Annotated in this window: 18 protein-coding genes and 1 tRNA gene; 11 read left to right on the top strand and 8 right to left on the bottom strand. The window is 71.0% G+C overall.

Going from position 1 to position 19,728, the window contains the following annotated elements; genetic code table 11:
- Window positions 1-101 precede the first annotated feature (101 nt).
- Entirely contained in the window at window positions 102-965 is an 864-nt protein-coding gene (locus CLV30_RS24775) for a hypothetical protein (protein WP_106539929.1), read from the top strand.
- 59 nt (window positions 966-1,024) lie between these two features.
- The gene (gene ligD, locus CLV30_RS24770; RefSeq protein WP_106539928.1) at window positions 1,025-1,951 is read left to right on the top strand and encodes a non-homologous end-joining DNA ligase; all 927 of its coding nucleotides are present in this window, start codon (window positions 1,025-1,027) and stop codon (window positions 1,949-1,951) included.
- Here ligD and CLV30_RS24765 read toward each other — a convergent pair.
- The 3 genes from CLV30_RS24765 to CLV30_RS24755 all read right to left on the bottom strand — a co-directional run bounded on the left by CLV30_RS24765 (window position 1,936) and on the right by CLV30_RS24755 (window position 3,834).
- Window positions 1,936-3,114 (bottom strand): FUSC family protein, encoded by a 1,179-nt coding sequence (locus CLV30_RS24765; protein WP_205741071.1) that lies wholly within the window; start codon window positions 3,112-3,114, stop codon window positions 1,936-1,938. The two genes, ligD and CLV30_RS24765, sit on opposite strands and share 16 nt — an antisense overlap.
- Window positions 3,115-3,153: 39 nt before the next feature.
- Window positions 3,154-3,450 (bottom strand): GroES family chaperonin, encoded by a 297-nt coding sequence (locus CLV30_RS24760; protein WP_106539965.1) that lies wholly within the window; start codon window positions 3,448-3,450, stop codon window positions 3,154-3,156.
- 63 nt (window positions 3,451-3,513) lie between these two features.
- A complete protein-coding gene (locus tag CLV30_RS24755) occupies window positions 3,514-3,834 on the bottom strand; it encodes a DUF3618 domain-containing protein (RefSeq protein ID WP_165358736.1) in 321 nt (106 codons plus the stop codon).
- 100 nt (window positions 3,835-3,934) lie between these two features.
- Here CLV30_RS24755 and bcp point away from each other — a divergent pair, with 100 nt between their 5' ends.
- The 5 genes from bcp (at window position 3,935) to CLV30_RS24730 (ending at window position 7,659) form a co-directional block, all read left to right on the top strand.
- Window positions 3,935-4,420, top strand: coding sequence for a thioredoxin-dependent thiol peroxidase (gene bcp / locus CLV30_RS24750; RefSeq protein ID WP_106539926.1), 486 nt, complete (start codon window positions 3,935-3,937; stop codon window positions 4,418-4,420).
- Between the two features lie 98 nt (window positions 4,421-4,518).
- Window positions 4,519-6,405 carry a DUF8094 domain-containing protein gene (locus tag CLV30_RS26795; RefSeq protein WP_165358737.1) on the top strand — a complete coding sequence of 629 codons (1,887 nt, stop codon included), beginning with the start codon at window positions 4,519-4,521 and terminating at the stop codon, window positions 6,403-6,405.
- A gap of 90 nt (window positions 6,406-6,495) precedes the next feature.
- A tRNA-Leu gene (locus tag CLV30_RS24740) sits at window positions 6,496-6,580 on the top strand.
- 97 nt (window positions 6,581-6,677) lie between these two features.
- Window positions 6,678-7,166 carry a Rossmann-fold NAD(P)-binding domain-containing protein gene (locus CLV30_RS24735; RefSeq protein WP_106539925.1) on the top strand — a complete coding sequence of 163 codons (489 nt, stop codon included), beginning with the start codon at window positions 6,678-6,680 and terminating at the stop codon, window positions 7,164-7,166.
- 46 nt (window positions 7,167-7,212) lie between these two features.
- The gene (locus tag CLV30_RS24730; RefSeq protein WP_106539924.1) at window positions 7,213-7,659 is read left to right on the top strand and encodes a hypothetical protein; all 447 of its coding nucleotides are present in this window, start codon (window positions 7,213-7,215) and stop codon (window positions 7,657-7,659) included.
- A 238-nt stretch (window positions 7,660-7,897) separates the two neighbouring features.
- Here CLV30_RS24730 and CLV30_RS24725 read toward each other — a convergent pair whose 3' ends face one another.
- Window positions 7,898-8,359 (bottom strand): VOC family protein, encoded by a 462-nt coding sequence (locus CLV30_RS24725; protein WP_106539923.1) that lies wholly within the window; start codon window positions 8,357-8,359, stop codon window positions 7,898-7,900.
- A 1-nt stretch (window position 8,360) separates the two neighbouring features.
- Window positions 8,361-8,945, bottom strand: coding sequence for a DinB family protein (locus CLV30_RS24720; RefSeq protein WP_106539922.1), 585 nt, complete (start codon window positions 8,943-8,945; stop codon window positions 8,361-8,363).
- 61 nt (window positions 8,946-9,006) lie between these two features.
- On the opposite strand from CLV30_RS24720, the gene CLV30_RS24715 reads away from it, so the two are divergent.
- Entirely contained in the window at window positions 9,007-9,999 is a 993-nt protein-coding gene (locus CLV30_RS24715) for a helix-turn-helix transcriptional regulator (protein WP_106539921.1), read from the top strand.
- A 12-nt stretch (window positions 10,000-10,011) separates the two neighbouring features.
- Window positions 10,012-13,956 carry an ATP-dependent RNA helicase HrpA gene (gene hrpA, locus CLV30_RS24710; RefSeq protein WP_106539920.1) on the top strand — a complete coding sequence of 1,315 codons (3,945 nt, stop codon included), beginning with the start codon at window positions 10,012-10,014 and terminating at the stop codon, window positions 13,954-13,956.
- An 84-nt stretch (window positions 13,957-14,040) separates the two neighbouring features.
- Here the strand turns inward: hrpA and CLV30_RS24705 are convergent, their stop codons facing one another.
- Entirely contained in the window at window positions 14,041-14,544 is a 504-nt protein-coding gene (locus CLV30_RS24705; RefSeq protein WP_129711107.1) for a hypothetical protein, read from the bottom strand.
- Window positions 14,545-15,004: 460 nt separating this feature from the next.
- On the opposite strand from CLV30_RS24705, the gene metE reads away from it, so the two are divergent.
- Window positions 15,005-17,281 carry a 5-methyltetrahydropteroyltriglutamate--homocysteine S-methyltransferase gene (gene metE, locus CLV30_RS24700; RefSeq protein WP_106539918.1) on the top strand — a complete coding sequence of 759 codons (2,277 nt, stop codon included), beginning with the start codon at window positions 15,005-15,007 and terminating at the stop codon, window positions 17,279-17,281.
- A 37-nt stretch (window positions 17,282-17,318) separates the two neighbouring features.
- Here the strand turns inward: metE and CLV30_RS24695 are convergent, their stop codons facing one another.
- The gene (locus CLV30_RS24695; protein WP_165358738.1) at window positions 17,319-17,807 is read right to left on the bottom strand and encodes a hypothetical protein; all 489 of its coding nucleotides are present in this window, start codon (window positions 17,805-17,807) and stop codon (window positions 17,319-17,321) included.
- Between the two features lie 202 nt (window positions 17,808-18,009).
- Window positions 18,010-18,945 (bottom strand): aldo/keto reductase, encoded by a 936-nt coding sequence (locus tag CLV30_RS24690; protein ID WP_106539917.1) that lies wholly within the window; start codon window positions 18,943-18,945, stop codon window positions 18,010-18,012.
- Between the two features lie 115 nt (window positions 18,946-19,060).
- On the opposite strand from CLV30_RS24690, the gene CLV30_RS24685 reads away from it, so the two are divergent.
- On the top strand, window positions 19,061-19,552 hold the full coding sequence (locus CLV30_RS24685) for a DoxX family protein (RefSeq protein ID WP_205741075.1): 492 nt from the start codon (window positions 19,061-19,063) through the stop codon (window positions 19,550-19,552).
- The last annotated feature ends 176 nt before the right edge of the window (window positions 19,553-19,728 follow it).

Genomic DNA, 19,728 nt, shown 5'->3' with positions numbered 1-19,728 from the left:
TCAGCAAGGCCAGGCAAGAGAAGTCCGAAGGGCGATGGCGCGGCGACAGGCCCACGCCAGGTCCTCGGCTTCTCCGTTCCCGCCGCCTGCTGCCCGGCTGGGTGACGTCCAAGGTCCGCCGGTACCCGGCCGTCGCCGTCTGCGCGCTCGCTGCGACACTCGGCATCACCCTCGGCAACGTGCTCGTCCCGAGCCTGGACCAGGCCATCGGCATCAGCGAGGTGCCCGCCCAGGTCCTGGCCACCTCCGGCGGGTCGGCGCGGGACACAGCGCCAGGCACGGCCACGGAGGCCGAGCGCAACGCCGGTGAAGCGAACCGGGACGGCCACTCACCCGGCGACGACCCGCCGGACACGGCTGACCCCGACGCGGGCGAACCGTCCGACGACGGGGACGAGGCGTCGCCGGGCGGCGTCACTGACGGTGAGCCCGGCGGAGACACCTCCACCGGAGGTCACGGCGGCGGCACCGGCACGGACGGCACCGGATCCGGCAGCGGCACCGAGACGGACCCCGGCGGCACCGGAGTCACCGGCGCCCCGACAGGCACTCCCGGCATCGCCTCGACCGCTTCTCCCACCGCGGGCACAACGCCGGACGACGACACCACGGGCACGGCGCCGGTGGGCCCGTCCTCACCGACATCGTCGCCGGACGACCCGGACACCCCCGTCCTGACCGAACCGGTGTCGCCCACGCAGACCGCGACGCCGACGCCCACACCGTCACCGGACGGGACGGAGTCCGACGGCCTGTGCCTCGAGCTCGACCTGTCGCCGATCGAACTCGGGCTGTGCCTGCTCGGGCAGGGCTCCAGCCAGACGACGGCGCCCACCGGCACCCCGGCCCCCACTCCGGATCCCACCCCCGATCCCACGCAGACGCGCACACCGGATCCCACACCGTCCGAGCCGTCCCCGTCGCCCACCGGTTCCGCGGTCGCCGACCACGCGGACCTGTCCTGAGGGGCACCCGACCGCACCACGGGGTGGAGCGCGCCACACGCCCGGGAGACACTTCAGGCATGGCATCGTCCAAGGTCTCCGTCGACGTCGACGGCCGCAGACTCGCGCTGAGCAACCTCGACAAGGTTCTGTACCCCCGGACGGGCACCGTCAAGAGCGAGGTCATCGAGTACTACACGCGGATCGCCCCGGTGTTGCTGCCGCACCTGGCCGGACGCCCGATCACCCGCAAGCGCTGGCCCGACGGCGTCGACGAGGACAGCTTCTTCGAGAAGAACGCTCCCCGCGGCACACCGTCCTGGGTCCGCACCGTCGACCTGCCGTCACCGGGCAGCACGATGAACCGCGACACCGTCACCTACGTGCTGGCCGACGACCTGCCGACGCTGGTGTGGCTGGCCAACCTCGCCGTGCTGGAGTTCCACGTACCGCAGTGGAGGGTCGACGACGGCGCGGCGACGGCACCCGACCGGCTGGTCGTGGACCTCGACCCCGGCGAGCCCGCCACCGTCGTCGAATGCTGCCAGGTGGCGTTGCTGCTGGCCGAAGCTCTGGACCGGGACGGGCTGCCCGCGTATCCGAAGACCAGCGGCTCGAAGGGGATGCAGATGTACCTCCCGCTGGACGGTTCCGCCGACAGCGACACCGTCAGCGACTACGCGCACCGGCTGGCCGAGCGCCTCGAAGGTGACCATCCGAAGCTGATCCTGTCCCGGATGGAGCGCCGCGAGCGCCGCGGCAAGGTCTTCATCGACTGGAGCCAGAACAACTCCGCGAAGACGACCGTCGCGCCGTACTCGCTGCGCGGGCGTGAAACGCCGTCGGTGTCCATGCCGGTCGGCTGGGACGAGGTCGAGCAGGCTGCCCGTTCCGGTGCGCGCCGGCCGTTACCGCTGCAGTTCGGCACCGACGCGGCGCTGGAGCGCGTGGACGACGACGGCGACCTGCTGGCGCCGCTGTTCGACCGCGGCTACTCGTTGCCGTAGCTGACCGGGCCCTCCGGCACCGCGGGCAGCAGCTCCTGTGCCTCGTCGCGGCCGAGCCCGGTCGCGTGCAGCACGTCCACGGCCAGTGACCGGACCTGCGCGACCACGACCTGCCCGGAGAACCCTCCGGTGTGCTCCAGCGCCTCCGTCGCCATCCGGGCCGCGGCGACGGCGGACGTGCGGCTCTCCCCCGGCTCGTCCCCGCGCTCCAGGTCGAGCCGGAGCAGCCGCAACGCGCCGCCGAGCGCGCGCAGCGACTGCGGCAGCACCTGCGGCACCGGCTCGCCGCGCCGCAGCAGCCCGATGACGTGGCGGCACAGCACCCGCACGTTGCGGCTCATGTGGTCCAGCGGCACCGCGGCGTCCAGGTAGTCGCGCAGGTGTCCCTTCTTGCGCCACCGCACCGGCGCGATCTTCGCCACCTCGTTGGCGCCCTCCAGCGCGGCGTGCATGGCGTCGACGTCACCCTGGGTGGCGCGGGCCTGCACGAGGTTCTGCGACGCCGCAGCACGGTCGCGTTCGGCCAGCACCCGCGCGGACTCCTCCAGCAGCTGCGCCAGCGTGACCAGCAGCGGATCGATCTGTCGCCGCGCGGCGGACACCGGGTTGAGCGGCAGCACCAGAATGCTCATGGCCAGGGCCACGCCTCCGCCCACGAGCGTGTCCACGAATCTGTCGAGGTTGATCGCCTCGCCGTCCGTGGGCGGGATCAGGGTCACGACGAGCACCGCCGACGCGCCTGCCTGCGTAACGATGACGGCGCCCCCGCCGACGAGGACCGCGACCGTCATGGCGAGCGCGACGATCACCGCGATCTGCACCACTCCGGTGCCGATCCACACGATCAGCAGATCGCCGATCAGCACACCCAGCGCGACCCCGCCGACGAGCTCCAGCACCCGCGGCAGCCGCTGCCCGAGCCCGCCACCCAGCGCGATCAGCGCCGCGATCGGCGCGAAGAACGGCCGGTCGTGCCCGATCAGCGGCCCGGTGGCGATGCCCCACGCCAGCGCCGCGCCCAACGCGGACTGGACGATCGCCAACGCCGTGTGACGCACCCGCCGCAGCCGGGTGCGCATGCTCTCGCGCGAGCGCCGGGCGATCGTCTCGAGCGCTTCCTCGGTACGTCGCCCCGACGGTTGATCATTCGGCTCGCCTGGCACCTCAACGATGGTACGCAGCCGGGCGAGTGCCCGCGCGGGCTACAGGTACAGGCCGGTCTGCCCGTCCGAGAGCCGTTCCGAGGCCACGGCGTGCAGGTCACGCTCGCGCATCAGGACGTACGTGTCGCCGCGCAGCTCGACCTCGGACTTGTCCTCGGGGTCGAACAGCACGCGATCGTCGATCTCGACGGTCCGCACGTTCGCGCCGAGGGCCACGACCCGGGCCCAGGCGAGGCGCCGGCCCATGGTGGCGGTGGCCGGGATGACGATGCCGGATGACGAGCGCCGCTCACCCTCGTCGTCGTCGAGCGAGACGAGGACGCGGTCGTGCAGCATCCTGATAGGCAGCTTCTCGGGGTTGTCGTCGGTCACCCCAACACCGTACGTGTCGTGTCCACGTCAGCCGCGCCGCGACCTCCACAGCACCAGACCGGCGGCGACGGCGGCGCCCACGAGCGCCCCGATGATCTCCGGGCGCGGGCGGCCCGCCGGCGTCAGCACCCGCGACTTCACCTCGGCGGCGCCGTCCTTGGCCAGCCGTGCCGGAGCGACTCGGTCGACGAGCTCGTCGACCGTCGCGGACAACCGTTCGGTGCGCTGGGCGATGTCGCGTTCGATCTGGGCCGCCGACCGTCCCTTGCGGTCGATCTCGGCCTGTACCTCTTGCGACACGGGGACCGCCTGCCGGGACGCCGGCAGTGCGGGATCGGTGGAGTTCACCGGCACCTCCTGGTCGGACTATGCCCCTACCGTACCGAGATCGGCCACGGTCAGGGGACGATGTCGAGAACATGTCGGATCGGGTCGCTACGGTGTCCGCGTGACCGATTCGCGACTCAGCCCGGGCGATCCCGCCCCCGAGTTCACCCTGCCCGATGCCGACGGCGCGCCGGTGTCGCTGTCGTCCTACCGAGGCCACCGTGTCGTCGTGTACTTCTACCCGGCGGCCATGACGCCCGGCTGCACCACTCAGGCCTGCGACTTCCGCGACAGCCTCGCCGCGCTCCAGGCGGCAGGGCTCGCGGTGGTGGGCGTCTCGCCGGACACGCCGGACAAGCTCGCGCAGTTCCGCGAACGCGACGGGCTGACGTTCCCGCTGCTGTCGGACGAGAGTCTGGACGTCATGAAGACCTACGGCGCGTACGGCGAGAAGAAGCTCTACGGCAAGACCGTCACAGGCGTCATCCGCTCCACGTTCGTCGTCGATCCCGAAGGCCGGCTGGAGAAGGCGATGTACAACGTGCGCGCCACCGGGCACGTCGCCAAACTCCGCCGCGATCTCCGCGTGGACGCCGCGGGCGATTGACACACCGCTCCGCGCACGCGGCCGGCTCACAGGTAGCGTGTCGCGCGTCCGCGCAGTGACCGCCATGTCCGCGCACGCAGTCGAACGTCGAGGAACCCATGCGCACGGTTTTCGGAGTCGTCCTGATCGTGCTCGGCCTGCCGGTGCTGTTGGCGGGCGCGGGCGCCGCCGTCTATACCGGCCCCGACGACACCGTCCCGGTCGTCGACGAGACCATCGACTCCGACGCCTCGGTGCTGTCCACGACCCATTCCGTGTTCGAGGTCACCGGGCCGACCCTGCACGTCAGCGCCGGCGCCGACGACGCCGAGACGTTCGTCGGTGTCGCGCATCCGGTGCATGTCGACTCCTACCTCGACAGTGTGGCGCAGGAGTCCGTCACCGAGGTCGGTCTCCGCGGCGAGATCACCCGGACGTCGGTGGACGGCGAGGCCTCGGCACCCGGCGCCGCACCGGAAGGGCTCGGCTGGTGGCAGCAGAGCGCATCCGGCAGCGGCGAACAGTCCATCAGCTTCGAGCTCACCGAACGGCCGCTGCGGCTGGTGGTCACGCAGCCGACGCCGGGCGGGCCGCTGGCGGTCGACGTGGCCGTGGGCGCCGAGATCGGCGGCCTGTTCGTCACCGCGGTCCTCGTGGGCGTGCTCGGCCTGGTGCTGATTGCCGGCGGGGTCGTGCTGCTCGTCTCGGCGCGCCGGCGCCGTCGGCGGCGGGACACCACCGACACGACGGACGACACGACGGACGAGACCGCTGGCGACACCGGCCAAGACACGACCGCCGCCGAGACCGGTGACGAGGCAGCCGAGCCCGCGACGACACGCGCGACCGCCACCGGCGGAAGCCTCACCGTCGTGCCACCCGGCCAGGACGGCGACGAGGCACCGGCACCGGCTCCCGAGCCCTCCGGCGACGCCACACCGGACGACGAGCGGCCCGGGGCGGAGGCGGACGGCGACGTCATCCCGCTGCACGGCCCGCGCCCGGGACCGCCAGCGCCGCCGCCACCGGAGCCGCCGAAACCGACCGCCCGGGTCTCGGTGCTGGCGGGGCTGCTGGGCACCGGCGTGCTGGTCACCGGCTGCGCTCAGGTACCCGAGCAGATCGACAACGGCGACCGCGTCATGTCCGTCCAGGCCATCACCGGTGACGGCGCGGACGAGTTCTTCGCCCACTACACCGAGGCCAACAACACCGCCAACGCCGAACGCGACCGTGAGCTGCTCGCGACCATCGAGACCGGCACGCTGCTCGAGACCTCGCGGTTCAGCTACGAGGAGCAGGAGACGCAGGGCGAAGAGCCCTGGGAGCCGTTCACCGTCACCCCGTCGTCCGTGGCCGCCCCCAGGCTCACCGAGTACCCGCTCTGGTCGTTCGTCACCACCGAGTCCGACGACGGCGACGGCACGTCCTGGTACTACCTCACCCGCGCGGACGCGGCGACACCGTGGCGCGCCCGCCTCGCCGTGCACCCGGAGTCGGACGTCGACGTGCCGGCTCCCAGCATCGCCGACGGCGCCGCTGTGGTCGCGGACGACGAAGCCGCCGAGCAGGGCATGGCCGTACTCGACGAACTGGCGGCGTTCGCCGAGACCGGCACCGAGCCGGAGGGCGTCGACCTGGCCAACGCCGGCGGCGTGAGCCGCCTCCCCGAGCACGGGCTCCAGCTCGACGACGCGCCGGCCGGCTTCGGCACCTTCGACCGCAGCTGCACGGTCCGGAACACCGACCACGTGCGCTGGCTGACCACCGAGTTCGGCGTCATGACGCTGGCATCGATCGAATGCACCCAGACCATGAACGCCAACACCGGCTATCGGGTGACCATCGACGGCGACGGGCTCGGCACCATACCCGGCGGCGCCGAGATCGTCGGCTCGTCGATCACCCAGAGCGTGAGCTTCATCCTGTCGGTCGACTCGGACGGACGGGCCACCGTCGTCGGCGGCCGGATGCGCCCCACGTCCATGTCCTACACCGAGGGCTGAGCCGCCGCGGGCCGACCCGGGCCACGCTGCCTCGGCTGCACGACGAGCCGCAGAGCGTAGCGTAGGAGTTCGCTATACGATGTCTCCCGCGCGGGAGTGGCGGAACAGGTAGACGCGCGACGTTTAGGCCGTCGTGTCTTCGGACGTAGGGGTTCAAGTCCCCTCTCCCGCACCACATCTTCCCGTGATCGCCCAGACGGCTCGCCGCCGAAGCCGGCGTCGGACACATCGTCGACCTGTCCGGTGAACCGGGCAGCGGCTGGGACGAGGTCGTGACGGGCGTCGAGGCCTCCGGCGTGGCCTGGACGCACCTGTGGGCCGGCGAGTTCATGGAGAACTCGGCCCTCTGGGCCGAGCAGATCCGCACCACCGGGCAGGTCCGCGACGGCTACCCGTCGTCGGCCAACGCCGCCATCGCGATGGGCGACATCGCCGCCGTCGCGGCCACCGTGCTGCGTCAGGCCAGCCACGCGGGCCGCACCTACGAGCTCACCGGACCGCAGACACTCACTCGCGCCGAGAGGGTCGCCCTGATCGGCGCCGCGCTGGGGCGCCCCGTCCCGTACGTCGAGCTCACCCACGACGACGCCGTCGCAGAGCTCACCCCGATCATGGGCGAGTACGCCGCCTGGTACGTCGACGGCATGGCCCAACTGGCCGCGCACCCGCAGCCGGCCACCACGACCATCGAGGAGGTCACCGGCCGACCGGCCACCACGTTCGCCGAATGGGCCGTCCAGCACGCCGGCGACTTCCGCTGACGACCCACCATGGCCCGCGCCGAGCCCCGGACGCTAGATTCGAAACGTGGAGATCGCAGCGCTGGTGGTGTCGGTGGTCGCGCTCCTCATCTCGCTCTGGGCCGCGTGGGCCGTGCGTCTGTATGGCGGCCAGTCGCAGCAGGAGCGGACGCCGGTCGCCGAGGAGTTACGACGTCCGCCCGACGAGCCGCACTTCCGCTTCGAGCACACCAGCCGGCACCGGTACGTGCTGTACAACGACGGCCCCGGCACGGCTTACGCGGTCCGGCTCGAGGTCGGCGAGATCAGCGTGCACGAGGGCTCACTCGGCTTCGACCAGTTCCCGCCCGGGCACGCCGAGGAGTATCTGCTGATCCAGCCGCTGTCCGGGCCACTGAGCGAGATCACGCTCAGCTGGCACGCCCAGCGTGACGGGCTCGACCCGGCCCGCGCCACTCCTCTCCCGCTCGACACACCCGCGTCGACGGCGGACGCGGATCAGCAGGAGGCGTGAACGACACCCGGCAACAGACGCTCCGGGACCTTGAGTCCGGCGCGGACAGCGCCGAGCACGTTGAACACGATCGGGGCCGCAATTCGAAGGGGTGACACAGGAGGCAATTGATGACCGCTGTGTCACCCCACAAGAACGACGACAGTCTGCCGCGGACGCGAGCACCGATCCAGACCGTTGCAGTCCGGCCGGAAGGCGTGGCTGGTGACAAGGTCCGCGTCACCGTGGACGACGCGCGTCAGTCGAGGCAGAACTCGTTGCCCTCGGGGTCGGCCAGCACGATCCACCCCGCACCGAGCGGCGGGGCGGGCTCATGACGCTCGAGCCGGGTGGCTCCCAACGCGACGAGCCGGTCGCACTCGTCCTCCAGTGCCTGCATCCGCACGTCGCCCTCGAGCCCCGGAGCCGCACGAACGTCGATGTGGACGCGGTTTTTGGCGACCTTGTCCTCGGGCACCTGCTGGAAGAAGATCCGTGGCCCGGTCCCGGCCGGGTCTTCGACCGCCGAACTGGAGTTGCGCTGCTCCTCCGGCACGCCGACCTGCTCGAGGAAGTCGTCCCACGCGTCAAGCGGGTCGCCACCGTCCGGTAGGTCGACGCCGGGCGGGCTGGGATGGACATAGCCCAGCACGTCGCGCCAGAAGATCGACAGTGCACGCGGGTCGTGGGCGTCGATCGTGATCTGGATGTCGCGGGCCATCTCAGCTCGCCTCCTGCCGGGTCAGCTGGTGCGTGTGCAGGTGCAGGTCGCGGAGCAGGCACACCTCGGCCAGGTGGTGGATCAGCTCGCGGTTGATGTGCAGCACCAACCGTGCCATCGAGCTCTCCGCGAACGGCCCTTCCGCCGGTCCGCACGGGCGGGCGAGGCCGGTTTCACCGAGCGCCTCGACGCCGGCCAGCCAGGTGGCGTACTCCTCGTCGAGCTGGGCCAGAGCCTCGTCGGCGGTCGCGGCGTACTCGAACGACATGTAGTCCGTGGGCGTACGGCCGAAGTGTGCGGCGTTGCGCATCGCGAGCACGCCGACGATCACGTGCCCCAGGCGCCAGGCGATGGTGGTGAACGGTGGCGGGTCGGGCTCCGGGAACGCGAAGTCGATGGTCATCGCGCCGGACCCGCCTTGCACCGGTGCCGTGCCGGTGCCGCGCGGGCGCACGTTCCAGCAGTCGGGCGCCGGTTCCCAGAAGTACTCGTCGTCGGTGAGCCCGTCGAGGCGCTCGCGCAGCTGGTTGGTCCAGTGCCAGGTGAGCTGGTCTCGTAGCAGCGTGTTCCAGATTTCGTCGGTCATGGCGACAGCATGGCGCAGATAGCGGACAGATTCGTTCCGTGTTCCGTGCGACGATGAATCGGTGACCGTCGAGGCGACCACCGAGCGGGTGCTGCGGCTGCTCGCACTGCTGCAGCGCCGGCCGTCCTGGACCGCCACCGAACTGGCCACCGAGTTGGGCGTCACCGACCGCTCGGTGCGCCGTGACGTGGAGCGGCTGCGTGCGCTCGGCTACCCCGTACAGGCCACGCCCGGGGTCGGTGGTGGATACCAGCTCGGCTCGGGCACCCGGATGCCGCCGCTGCTGCTCGACGACGACGAGGCCATCGCGACGGCGGTGTCGCTGCGGCTCGCGGCCGGGGGCACGGTCGCCGGGGCCGGCGAGGCGGCGTTGCGGGCGCTCGCGAAGCTCGACCAGATGATGCCGCGCCGGTTGGGTGCCGAGGTCCGCGCGGTGCACGGCGCCACCGCGACCCTCGTCGGTCCCGGGGTCGAGATCGACGCGGAGCTGCTGGTCACCCTGGCACGTGCCTGTCGCGACGCCGTCCGTGTGCGGTTCCGGTACGCCACCCGCGACGGCGACCAGGCCGAGCGCACGGTCGAGCCGGTGCGCATGGTCGCCACCGGCCGCCGCTGGTACCTGATGGCCTGGGACGTCGACCGCGACGACTGGCGCACGTTCCGTCTGGACCGGATGCGCGAGGTGGTGGCGACCACCTGGCGATTCCCGCCGAGGGAGCATCCGGACCCGGTCGCCTACGTGCAGACGTCCGTGGCCGAGTCACCGTACCGGCATCTCGCCCGGGTCAGGTTGCGTGCGCCGGCGCGCCGGGTGCGCGAGTTGGTGCCGCCCCAGGTCGGCCGGGTCGAGGACGGCCACGACGGGTGGTGCGTGCTCGTCGTCGGCGGGCAGGACCCGGACTGGATCGCCATGCACGTCGCCCACCTGGGATTCGAGGCGGAGGTGCTGGAGCCTCCGGAGCTGCGCCAGGCGGCCGCCCGGCTCGCCGGTCACCTGGCGGCCATGGCCGGGCCGCCAGATAACGAGATGAACCATGCCGGCCCGGCACCGTAAGCTGGATGCGGTATGTCCGCCTCCCCTGTCGCCGACCTCCGCGCTCGCCTGTCCGAGGTCTCGCTACGCGACGAGTCCCGGCTCCGCCGCCGTATCGACGGCCTGCGCAAGGTCCGCGACGACGAGGCGCGCGAACAGGCCGTCGCCGCGATCACCGACGAAGTCGCGGCCGCCGAACGCCGCGTGCACCGGCGGGCGTCGGCCGTCCCGGCAGTCACCTACCCGGACGAGCTGCCGATCAGCGCCCGCCGCGACGAGATCGCCACGGCCATCGAGAACAACCAGGTCGTCATCGTCGCCGGCGAGACCGGCTCCGGGAAGACGACCCAGCTGCCGAAGATCTGCCTTGAGCTGGGCCGCGGCGTCCGCGGCACCATCGGGCACACCCAGCCGCGGCGCCTCGCCGCCCGCACCGTCGCCGAGCGCATCGCCGAAGAGACCGCCACCCCGCTCGGGTCGGCGGTCGGGTACCAGGTGCGTTTCACCCAGAAAGCCGGCGACGACACCCTGGTCAAGCTGATGACCGACGGCATCCTGCTCGCCGAGATCGGCCAGGACCGGCTGCTGCGCCGCTACGACACGCTGATCATCGACGAGGCGCACGAACGCAGCCTCAACATCGACTTCATCCTCGGCTACCTCAAGCAGCTGCTCCCCCGCCGCCCGGACCTCAAGGTCGTCATCACCTCGGCCACCATCGACCCGGAACGGTTCGCCGAGCATTTCGACGCACCGGTCATCGAGGTGTCCGGGCGCACCTATCCGGTGGAGGTCCGGTACCGTCCGCTCGACCCCGGTGACAACGGTGTCGACGACACCGACAGGGCGAGTGAGCCGCGCGACCAGGTCCGGGCCATCGTCGACGCCGTCGACGAACTGGCCCTCGAACCGCCCGGCGACGTGCTGGTCTTCCTCAGCGGCGAGCGCGAGATCCGCGACACCGCCGACGCGCTGCGCAAGCGGTTCGAACACACGACGGGCCCGCCGACCGAGGTTCTGCCGCTCTACGCACGGCTGTCCGCGGCCGAGCAGCACCGCGTCTTCGAGAACCCGGAGCAGCGCGTCGGCCGCCGCATCGTGCTGGCCACCAACGTCGCCGAGACGTCGCTGACGGTGCCCGGCATCCGCTACGTCGTCGATCCCGGCACGGCGCGGATCTCGCGTTACAGCAACCGCACCAAGGTCCAGCGGCTGCCGATCGAGCCGATCTCACAGGCGTCGGCACGTCAGCGCGCCGGACGGTGCGGCCGGCTGGCCGACGGCGTGTGCATCCGGCTGTACTCCGAGGAGGACTTCGAGTCCCGCCCGGCGTTCACCGACCCGGAGATCCTGCGCACGAACCTCGCCGCGGTGATCCTGCAGATGACCGCGCTGGGGCTCGGCGACGTCGCGGAGTTCGGCTTCCTGGACCCACCCGACCGGCGGGCCGTGGCCGACGGCGTCAACCTGCTGGTCGAGTTGGGGGCGCTGGGGACCGACACCCAGGCACGGGACGGCTCCGACCGGCTCACCCGGATCGGCCGCTCGCTGGCCGAGCTGCCGATCGATCCGCGACTGGGCCGCATGATCCTCGAGGCCGACCGCAACGGCAGCACCCGCGAGGTGCTGATCATCGCCGCCGCGCTGTCCATCCAGGACCCGCGTGAGCGGCCGGCCGACAGCCGCGACGCCGCGGACGCCCAGCACGCCCGGTTCGCCGAGCCCACGTCGGACTTCCTCACCTACCTGAACCTCTGGCGCTACCTGCGCGAACAGCAGCAGGCGCTGTCGTCCAACCAGTTCCGCAAGTTGTGCCGCTCGGAGTACCTGAACTACCTGCGGGTCCGGGAGTGGCAGGACCTCGAGGGCCAGCTGCGCTCCCTGGTCAAGCCGGTCGGCGTCACGCTGAACGATACGGAGGCGACGCCGGAGAAGATCCACCGGTCGCTGCTGGCCGGGCTGCTGTCGCACATCGGTGTCAAGGACGAGGCCGGCAACGAGTACCAGGGCGCCCGGGGCGCCAAGTTCGCGGTCTTCCCCGGATCGGCGCTGTTCAAGAAGCCCCCGCGCTGGGTGATGTCGGCCGAACTGGTCGAGACGTCACGGCTGTGGGCGCGGGTGAACGCGCGCATCGACCCGGCGTGGGCGGAGCCGCTGGCCGAGCACCTGGTCAAACGGACGTACAGCGAGCCGCACTGGGAACAGAAGGCGGCGGCGGTGATGGCCTTCGAGAAGGTCATGCTCTACGGCGTGGTCATCGTGCCGCGCCGCAAGGTGCCGTACGCCCGCATCGACCCCGAGCTCAGCCGTGAGCTGTTCATCCGGCACGCCCTGGTCGAGGGCGACTGGCGCACCCACCACGACTTCTTCCACGACAACCGGGCGCTGCTCGAGGACGTCGAAGAGCTGGAGCACCGCGCCAGGCGCCGCGACATCCTCGTCGACGACGAGACCCTGTTCGAGTTCTACGACCGGCGCATCCCCGCGCACGTCGTCTCCGGGCGGCACTTCGACAGCTGGTGGAAGAAGGCGCATCGCGAGCAGCCCGATCTGCTGACGTTCTCCACCGACCTGCTGATCAACCAGGAGGCCGAATCCGTCAGCCAGGACGACTACCCGGACGTCTGGCACACCGGCGACGGCCACGAGCTGGCGCTGAGTTACCAGTTCGAGCCGGGGACCAGCGCCGACGGCGTCACGGTGCACGTCCCGCTGGCGGTGCTGAACCAGATCGACGGCACCGGCTTCGACTGGCAGGTGCCCGGGCTGCGCACCGACCTGGTCACGGCGTTGATCAAGTCGCTGCCGAAAACGCTGCGCCGCTCGTTCGTCCCGGCGCCGGACACCGCCGCCGAAGCCACGACCCGGCTGGACGGCGACACCGACGTGGCGCTGACCGAGGCGCTGGCGACGGTGCTGACGAAGCTGCGTGGCGTCCCGGTCGCGCCCGGCGACTTCCAGCTCGACCGCATCCCCGACCACCTGCAGGTGACCTTCCGGGTCGTCGACACGGACGGCGCCACGCTCGGCGAGGACAAGGACCTCGCCGCGCTGGCACACCGGCTGCGCCCGCGGATCCGGTCCGAGGTGGCGGCCGCGGCCAGCAGCATCGAACGGACCGGGCTGACCGAATGGACCGTGGGCGAACTGCCGCGGACGTTCGAGCAGCGCCGCGGCAGGCACGTCGTCACCGGCTACCCGGCGCTCGTCGACGAGGGCGACAGCGCGGCGGTCCGGGTGCTCGACTCCGAGGCAGAGCAGGCGCGCGCGATGTGGACCGGCGTGCGCCGGCTGCTGGCGCTGAGCGTTCCGTCACCGGTGCCGTTCGTGCAGCGGCATCTCACCAACGAGTCGAAACTCGTGCTGAGCCGAAACCCGGACGGGTCCGTCGCCGACCTGCTCGAGGACGCTGTGACCTGCGCTATCGACGGGTTCATCAGCGCAGCCGGCGGGCCACCGTGGGACGATGCGGCGTTCGCGGCCCTGCGCGAGAAGGTCCGCGGTGGCCTGATCGAGGACGTGTTCGCCGTCGTCGCCGGCGTCGAGAAGGCCCTCACGGTGGCACACCGGGTGGAAGCCGCGCTGAAGAGCACGACGAGCCTGACGCTGGCGGCGTCGCTGGTGGATGCGAAGGCGCACCTGGCGCGGCTGATCGCGCCCGGCTTCGTCACCACCACCGGCCGTCGCCGGCTGCCGGACCTGGTGCGCTACCTGCGCGCGGTCGAACGACGCCTCGAGAAGCTGCCGACGAGCCCGCAACGTGACCGCACCCAGCTGGGCGCCGTCGAGCGGGTGACCGAGGCGTACCAGGAGCTGGTGGACGCGCTGCCTCCGGGACACGCACCCGGGCCGCAGCACGCCGAGATCCGCTGGATGATCGAGGAGCTGCGGGTCAGCCTGTTCGCTCAGGAACTCGGCACCGCGTACCCGGTCTCCGAGAAGCGGATCATGCGCGCCGTCGACGACGCCGCCGCGTGACCGGTTGCGGTAGCCGCACCATGCCCGGGTGCGGCTACCGGACGGCCACGCGGCGGCGCGGGCGTCACACGACGGTGCCGGGGCTCACCCGGCGATGTGCTCCAGCAGGGCATCGACGCCGGCGTCCGCGTCGACCTCGACGGTGAGTCCGGCCGTGCCGTCAGCGTCGACCTGCAGGTCGGCGTCGACGTCCACGCCGGTCTCGAGGCCGAGGTAGGCGTACAGGTCCAGGACGTGTCCGTACTCGGCTTCGAGCTGAGCCATCACGGCCGCGTCGATGCCGGCTTCGAGGTCGGCCTCGATCTCGGCCTCCAGCTCCGCGCCGACCTCGGACTCGACCGTGCCCTCGAGCTCGACGTCCACCGCGATGGCGCTGTCGACGGTGACGTCGACCGTGGCGTCGAGGGTGATGCCGTCGGCGGCAAGACGGCTCTCGACGGTCGACTCGAGACTCGACTCGAGTTCCAGCTCGAGCGCTGCCTGCGCCGACGATTCCGTCTCGGCGGACGCGGCCGCCGGCGTCGCGAACACGAGGCCCGCGACGGCCGTCGGGGCGATCACTGCTGCGGCAAGCTTACGAAGTCTCATGATGAATCCTTTCTTGCGAGAACAAGGGGTTACGGCTGAATGCGGCACTTCTCGACACGTCATTCACGCAGGTCAACAGCGTTGCATCACCTCACTCCACCAGACAGGCAATGAACCGAAAGTGGCCTCCGAACCGGAAACCGCGAGGAGCCTACCATTTCAGAAATGCGTGCGGTGACCATTTCGGTGACCTTGCCGGAAATACTTGCCGGAACAATCTCAAAATTGCACGGGCAAGAATTCCTCATTGTTTGTACAAACGATGACCAACGGCGATCAGGCGGCACCACCGTCCCCCGACAGGCCGCATCCACCCCGCGCCGGCACGCGCGTCGATCACTGAGCATGAGACAGCATTATCTCATAATACGAGACGAAATAGTCTATATAATGGGCAGTACATCGATCGAGCAGCCGGTCACACCTACGATCGCGGGGACCGGCAAGCGAGGAGTGCCACGTGACACCCGTCCATGAACCCATCGGCGCCACCGTCCTGGGCTACCCGCGGATCGGCCCGCACCGGGAACTGAAACGCGCCCTCGAGAACCACTGGGCCGGCCGCATCGACGTCGGTGAACTGCACCGCGTCGCCGCGGACCTGCGCTCGCGCAGCTGGCGCCGGCTGGTCGACCTCGGGCTCGACAGCGTCCCTTCCAACACGTTCTCGCTGTACGACCAGACGCTCGACGCGGCCTGCCTGGTCGGTGCGGTGCCGGAACGCTACGCGCGGCTCGGGCTCGACGACACCGGAACCTACTTCGCCATGGCCCGCGGCTCCGACGACGTCGCCCCACTCGAGATGACCAAGTGGTTCGACACGAACTACCACTACCTGGTGCCCGAGGTCGGACCGGAGACACGCTTGCGTCTCGCCGGCGACAAACCGCTGGCCGAGTACCGCGAAGCACGTGCGCAGGGCATCGAGACACGTCCGGTACTACTGGGTCCGGCCAGCTTCCTGCTGCTGTCCAAGCCGAGTGAGGACGCATCGGACGGGTTCCGCCCGTTCGACCGGCTGGACGACCTGGTCGAGGTCTACGTCGAACTGCTCGGCGCGCTGACCGACGCCGGTGTCCGCTGGGTCCAGCTGGACGAACCCAGCTACGTCGCCGACCGCTCCGACGACGACACCGCCGCCGTCACCCGTGCCTACCAGCGCCTGGGTGCGGTCACACGCAGGCCGAACCTCCTGGTCGCGTCCTACTTCGGCGACCTCGGCGCCGCGCTGCCGGCACTGCTGTCGACCCCGGTCGAGGCCGTCGGCGTCGACCTCGTCGCCGGGACCGGTGTCGACGCGCTCGCCGATGTACCCGGACTCGCGGACAAGTCCCTGGTCGCCGGGGTCGTCGACGGGCGCAACATCTGGCGGGCCGACCTCGATGCGGCCCTCGACCGGCTCGAGGCGGTGCGCGAGCTCGCCGGCGACGTCGCCGTCAGCACGTCCTGCTCACTGCTGCACGTTCCCTACGACGTCGACGCCGAGACCGGACTCGACCCCCGGCTGAAGTCCTGGCTCGCGTTCGCCGACCAGAAGGTCGCCGAGGTCGCCGCGTTGGGCCGCGGACTGCGCGAAGGCCGCTCCGCCGCGACGGCCGCGCTCACGGCTGCCCGCGCCGATCGCGCGGGTGCGCCGGACGTCGTCGACGACCGGGTCCGTGCACGCGCCGCCGCGATCGAGCCCGCGCAACTGCACCGCGGACACTACGCCGACCGCGAGGCCGCGCAGCAGGCAGCGCTCGGCCTCCCGCCGCTGCCGACCACCACCATCGGCTCGTTCCCGCAGACCGCCGAGATCCGTGCCGCGCGCGCCGCGTACACGGCCGGGCGCCTCGACCCGGCCGAGTACACCTCGCGGATGCGTGCCGAGATCGCCGGCGTCGTCCGGCTGCAGGAACGGCTGGGGCTCGACGTCCTGGTACACGGCGAGGCGGAGCGCAACGACATGGTGCAGTACTTCGCCGAGCACCTCGACGGGTTCGCCACCACCATCAACGGCTGGGTGCAGTCGTACGGTTCGCGCTGTGTCCGCCCGCCGATCCTGTACGGCGACGTGTCCCGCCCGGCGCCGATCACCGTCGACTGGGCGACGTACGCGCAGTCGCTCACCGAGCGCCCGGTCAAGGGCATGCTCACCGGTCCGGTCACCATGCTCGCGTGGTCGTTCGTCCGCGACGACCAGCCACTGGCCGACACCGCCCGGCAGGTGGCGCTGGCGATCCGGGACGAGACCGCCGACCTGGAGTCCGCGGGGCTGCGCATCGTCCAGGTCGACGAACCCGCGCTGCGCGAGCTGCTGCCGCTGCGCGCCGCCGACCAGGACGACTACCTGCGCTGGTCGGTGGAGGCGTTCCGCCTCGCCACCTCCGGCGTCGCGGACACGACACAGATCCACACCCACCTGTGCTACTCGGAGTTCGGCGACGTGGTCGCGGCCATCGACGGGCTCGGGGCCGACGTCACCAGCATCGAGGCCGCCCGGTCCCGGATGGAGATCCTGCCGGACGTGGCCGCGTCCGGCTTCGCCCGCGGCATCGGGCCGGGCGTCTACGACATCCACTCGCCGCGCGTGCCCGACGCCGACGAGATCGAGGTGCTGCTCAAGGCAGCCCGCGACGCCGTCCCGGCCCGACGGCTGTGGGTCAACCCCGACTGCGGGCTGAAGACACGCGCATACGAGCAGGTCGAGCCGGCGCTGGAGGCCATGGTGCGGGCCGCGCACGCCGTCCGCAGCTGACTCGATGGTGATAGCTCAGAGGAGAGTGGACGTGGTGTCATGTGCTGGTGATACGGGTTTGCAACCGCTCGCTGAGCTCGACATGGTGCGGCAGCCGACTCAATTCGTCGGCATTGGCGAGCACGCCCTGTCGCCGGAGGATCCCGGCGAGATGCGCCCAGTGTTCCGCCTCCATGTCCGCTGCCGCATGCCTGCCGTACGGCTCGTCCGGCCCGACCACCATGCGAGCGTCCGCCTCTATCTCCTCGACCGACGTCCGGCGCCAAATGTCGGGGGCGCCGTGTGCACTCCAGCCTCGGTCATCGAGCAAGGTCAACCGACGACCGTCATCGAGGACCGCCAGGTGCAATGCTGAACACGACATTTCGCGCGGATCGTCAACGTATGGTCCGGAACCGATGGAGGCGACGGCCGGTTCCACGCCTTCCGGGGCCGGGCGATCCACGACAGGAGCGTCGCGGACTTCGGGAGGAGCGGCCCTGTCGTCAATGTCCACGAAGGTCAGGAGGCGAACCACAGCGGCCATACTCGGATCCTCGCATCCGGCGTTCCGACCTGCGGTGGAGTCGTGACGAATCGCTCTGAACGGCGTGGCTGGTACGCCCCGCTGCCGCCCGAGTTCGCCGAGAAGGGAGAACTCACCGACCGCCTCCTCCAGTCGTTGTCGACTCCCTGGCCAGGGCCGGGCGTGGCGAGGTTCCCGGAGCGCGACCCGATGCCTCGCAGCACTAACGCAAGTCGTCGAGCGTGGCGAGATCGTCGGGGGTGGGCTTCCAGGCGAGCGCGCCGACGTTCGCCTCGACCTGGCCCGCGCTGGTCGCCCCGGCGATGACGGAGGCCACGGACGGTTCCGCCGCCAGCCCGGCGATGGCCACGTCAAGGATGCCGACGCCACGTTCGGCGGCGAAGGCCTCGAGCGCCTCGATCCGGTCGAAATCGGCGCCCGCGAGCCGGTGCGCCTGCCGCTGCGCGGCGAGCCGGCTGCCGTCGGGTGCCGGGGTGTCACGGCGGTACTTGCCCGTCAGCAACCCGTACTCCAGCGGGAAGAACGGCAGCACACCCACACCGACGCGCCCGGCCGCGGGCACCAGCTCCGTCTCCGCCGACCGGTCGTACAGCGAGTACTTGTTCTGCGCGCTCACGAACGGCTCGTAGCCGTGACTACGCGCGACCCAGTCGGCGTCGACGACCTGCCAGCCGGCGAAGTTCGACGATCCGACGTAGCGGACCTTCCCCTCGCGCACCAGCTCGTCCAGCGCGGACAGGGTCTCCTCGACGGGCGTGTGCGGGTCCGGGGTGTGCAGCTGGTAGAGGTCGATCCGGTCGGTTCCCAGCCGGCGCAGGCTCGCCTCGACGGCCTTGCGGACGTAACGCCGCGAGCCGCGCACGCCCCAGTCCGGCCCGTTCGCCCCCTGCATGTCCATGCCGAACTTGGTGGCCAGAACGACGTCGTCGCGCCGCGGTCCCAGGGCCGAGCCGAGCAGCTTCTCGCTCTCGCCGCGGCCGTACACGTCGGCGGTGTCGAACAGCGTCACCCCCAGGTCGATGGCGCGGTGCACCAGCGCCGTCGTCGTGTCGGCGTCGATGCGGGTACCGAAAGCGTTGCAGCCGACGCCGACAGCCGAGACGGTCAGTCCGGAGTCGCCGAGCTGGCGGTAGGTCATGTCACTCACGGTCCACGACCCTAGCCGCAGCGCAGTGGAGCCGCCGGGCGGCGTCACGGTATCGTCGCGGCCGTGGGAGCGTCGCCAGGGACGACCGTTGATATGTCAGACACCTGTGGAACGATGTTTCCGCCCCAGCCGCACCGACCGGGAGACCGCGTTGCAGCCCTTCCTCCGTGACCTCGCCATCCTCATCACCCGCGTAGGTATCGGCGCCGTCTTCGTCGCCCACGGCTGGCAGAAGCTGTCGACCACCGGCATCGACGCCGTCATCGCCGGGTTCGAGCAGTCCGACGTCCCGCTGCCGACGGCGTCGGCGTGGTTCGCGGCACTGATCGAGCTGATCGGCGGCGCGGCGCTCGTCCTCGGTGTACTGACCCCGCTGTTCGGCATCCTGCTCACCCTCGACATGCTGGGCGCGTACATGTTCGTGCACTCGGGCAACGGCATGTTCGTCGACCAGGGCGGCGCGGAACTGGTGCTCGCGCTCGGCGTGGCCAGCCTGTTGCTCGCGACCATCGGCGCCGGGCGGGCCAGCGCCGACCACGCCATCGCGCAGGGCCTGCTGCAGGGACGCCGAACCGGAACCGGCACCCGCCGCTCCTGACCGGAGCGGCTTCCGGCGCCCGCCCTCACCGTCGCGGCGCTACAGCGGCAGCATCACCAGGCGTTCGCACGCATCACGAGGGGTGGAATCTATCGGTGTAAGCAACGCCTAGTGGAGAGGGTGTTGTGATTGCCGAGGGCGTTGCCGTATGAGGTGCGTGAGGGGTTCTTCGCGCT

Origin of the sequence: Haloactinopolyspora alba, from assembly GCF_003014555.1 — a bacterium.
GTDB classification, from domain to species: Bacteria; Actinomycetota; Actinomycetes; order Jiangellales; family Jiangellaceae; genus Haloactinopolyspora; species Haloactinopolyspora alba.
Note: the sequence above shows the minus strand (reverse complement) of the source record. Positions and strands in the feature narration are given on the sequence as shown.

Excerpts from the sequence above, each read along its gene's own strand:
- CLV30_RS24760 (WP_106539965.1), bottom strand. The coding sequence starts at position 3,450 with ATGCTGCACGACCGCGTCCTCGTCTCGCTCGACGACGACGAGGGTGAG.
- CLV30_RS26795 (WP_165358737.1), top strand. The coding sequence starts at position 4,519 with ATGCGCACGGTTTTCGGAGTCGTCCTGATCGTGCTCGGCCTGCCGGTG.
- ligD (WP_106539928.1), top strand. The coding sequence starts at position 1,025 with ATGGCATCGTCCAAGGTCTCCGTCGACGTCGACGGCCGCAGACTCGCG.
- CLV30_RS24695 (WP_165358738.1), bottom strand. The coding sequence starts at position 17,807 with ATGGCCGCTGTGGTTCGCCTCCTGACCTTCGTGGACATTGACGACAGG.
- CLV30_RS24725 (WP_106539923.1), bottom strand. The coding sequence starts at position 8,359 with ATGGCCCGCGACATCCAGATCACGATCGACGCCCACGACCCGCGTGCA.
- CLV30_RS24705 (WP_129711107.1), bottom strand. The coding sequence starts at position 14,544 with ATGAGACTTCGTAAGCTTGCCGCAGCAGTGATCGCCCCGACGGCCGTC.
- CLV30_RS24720 (WP_106539922.1), bottom strand. The coding sequence starts at position 8,945 with ATGACCGACGAAATCTGGAACACGCTGCTACGAGACCAGCTCACCTGG.
- hrpA (WP_106539920.1), top strand. The coding sequence starts at position 10,012 with ATGTCCGCCTCCCCTGTCGCCGACCTCCGCGCTCGCCTGTCCGAGGTC.
- CLV30_RS24690 (WP_106539917.1), bottom strand. The coding sequence starts at position 18,945 with ATGACCTACCGCCAGCTCGGCGACTCCGGACTGACCGTCTCGGCTGTC.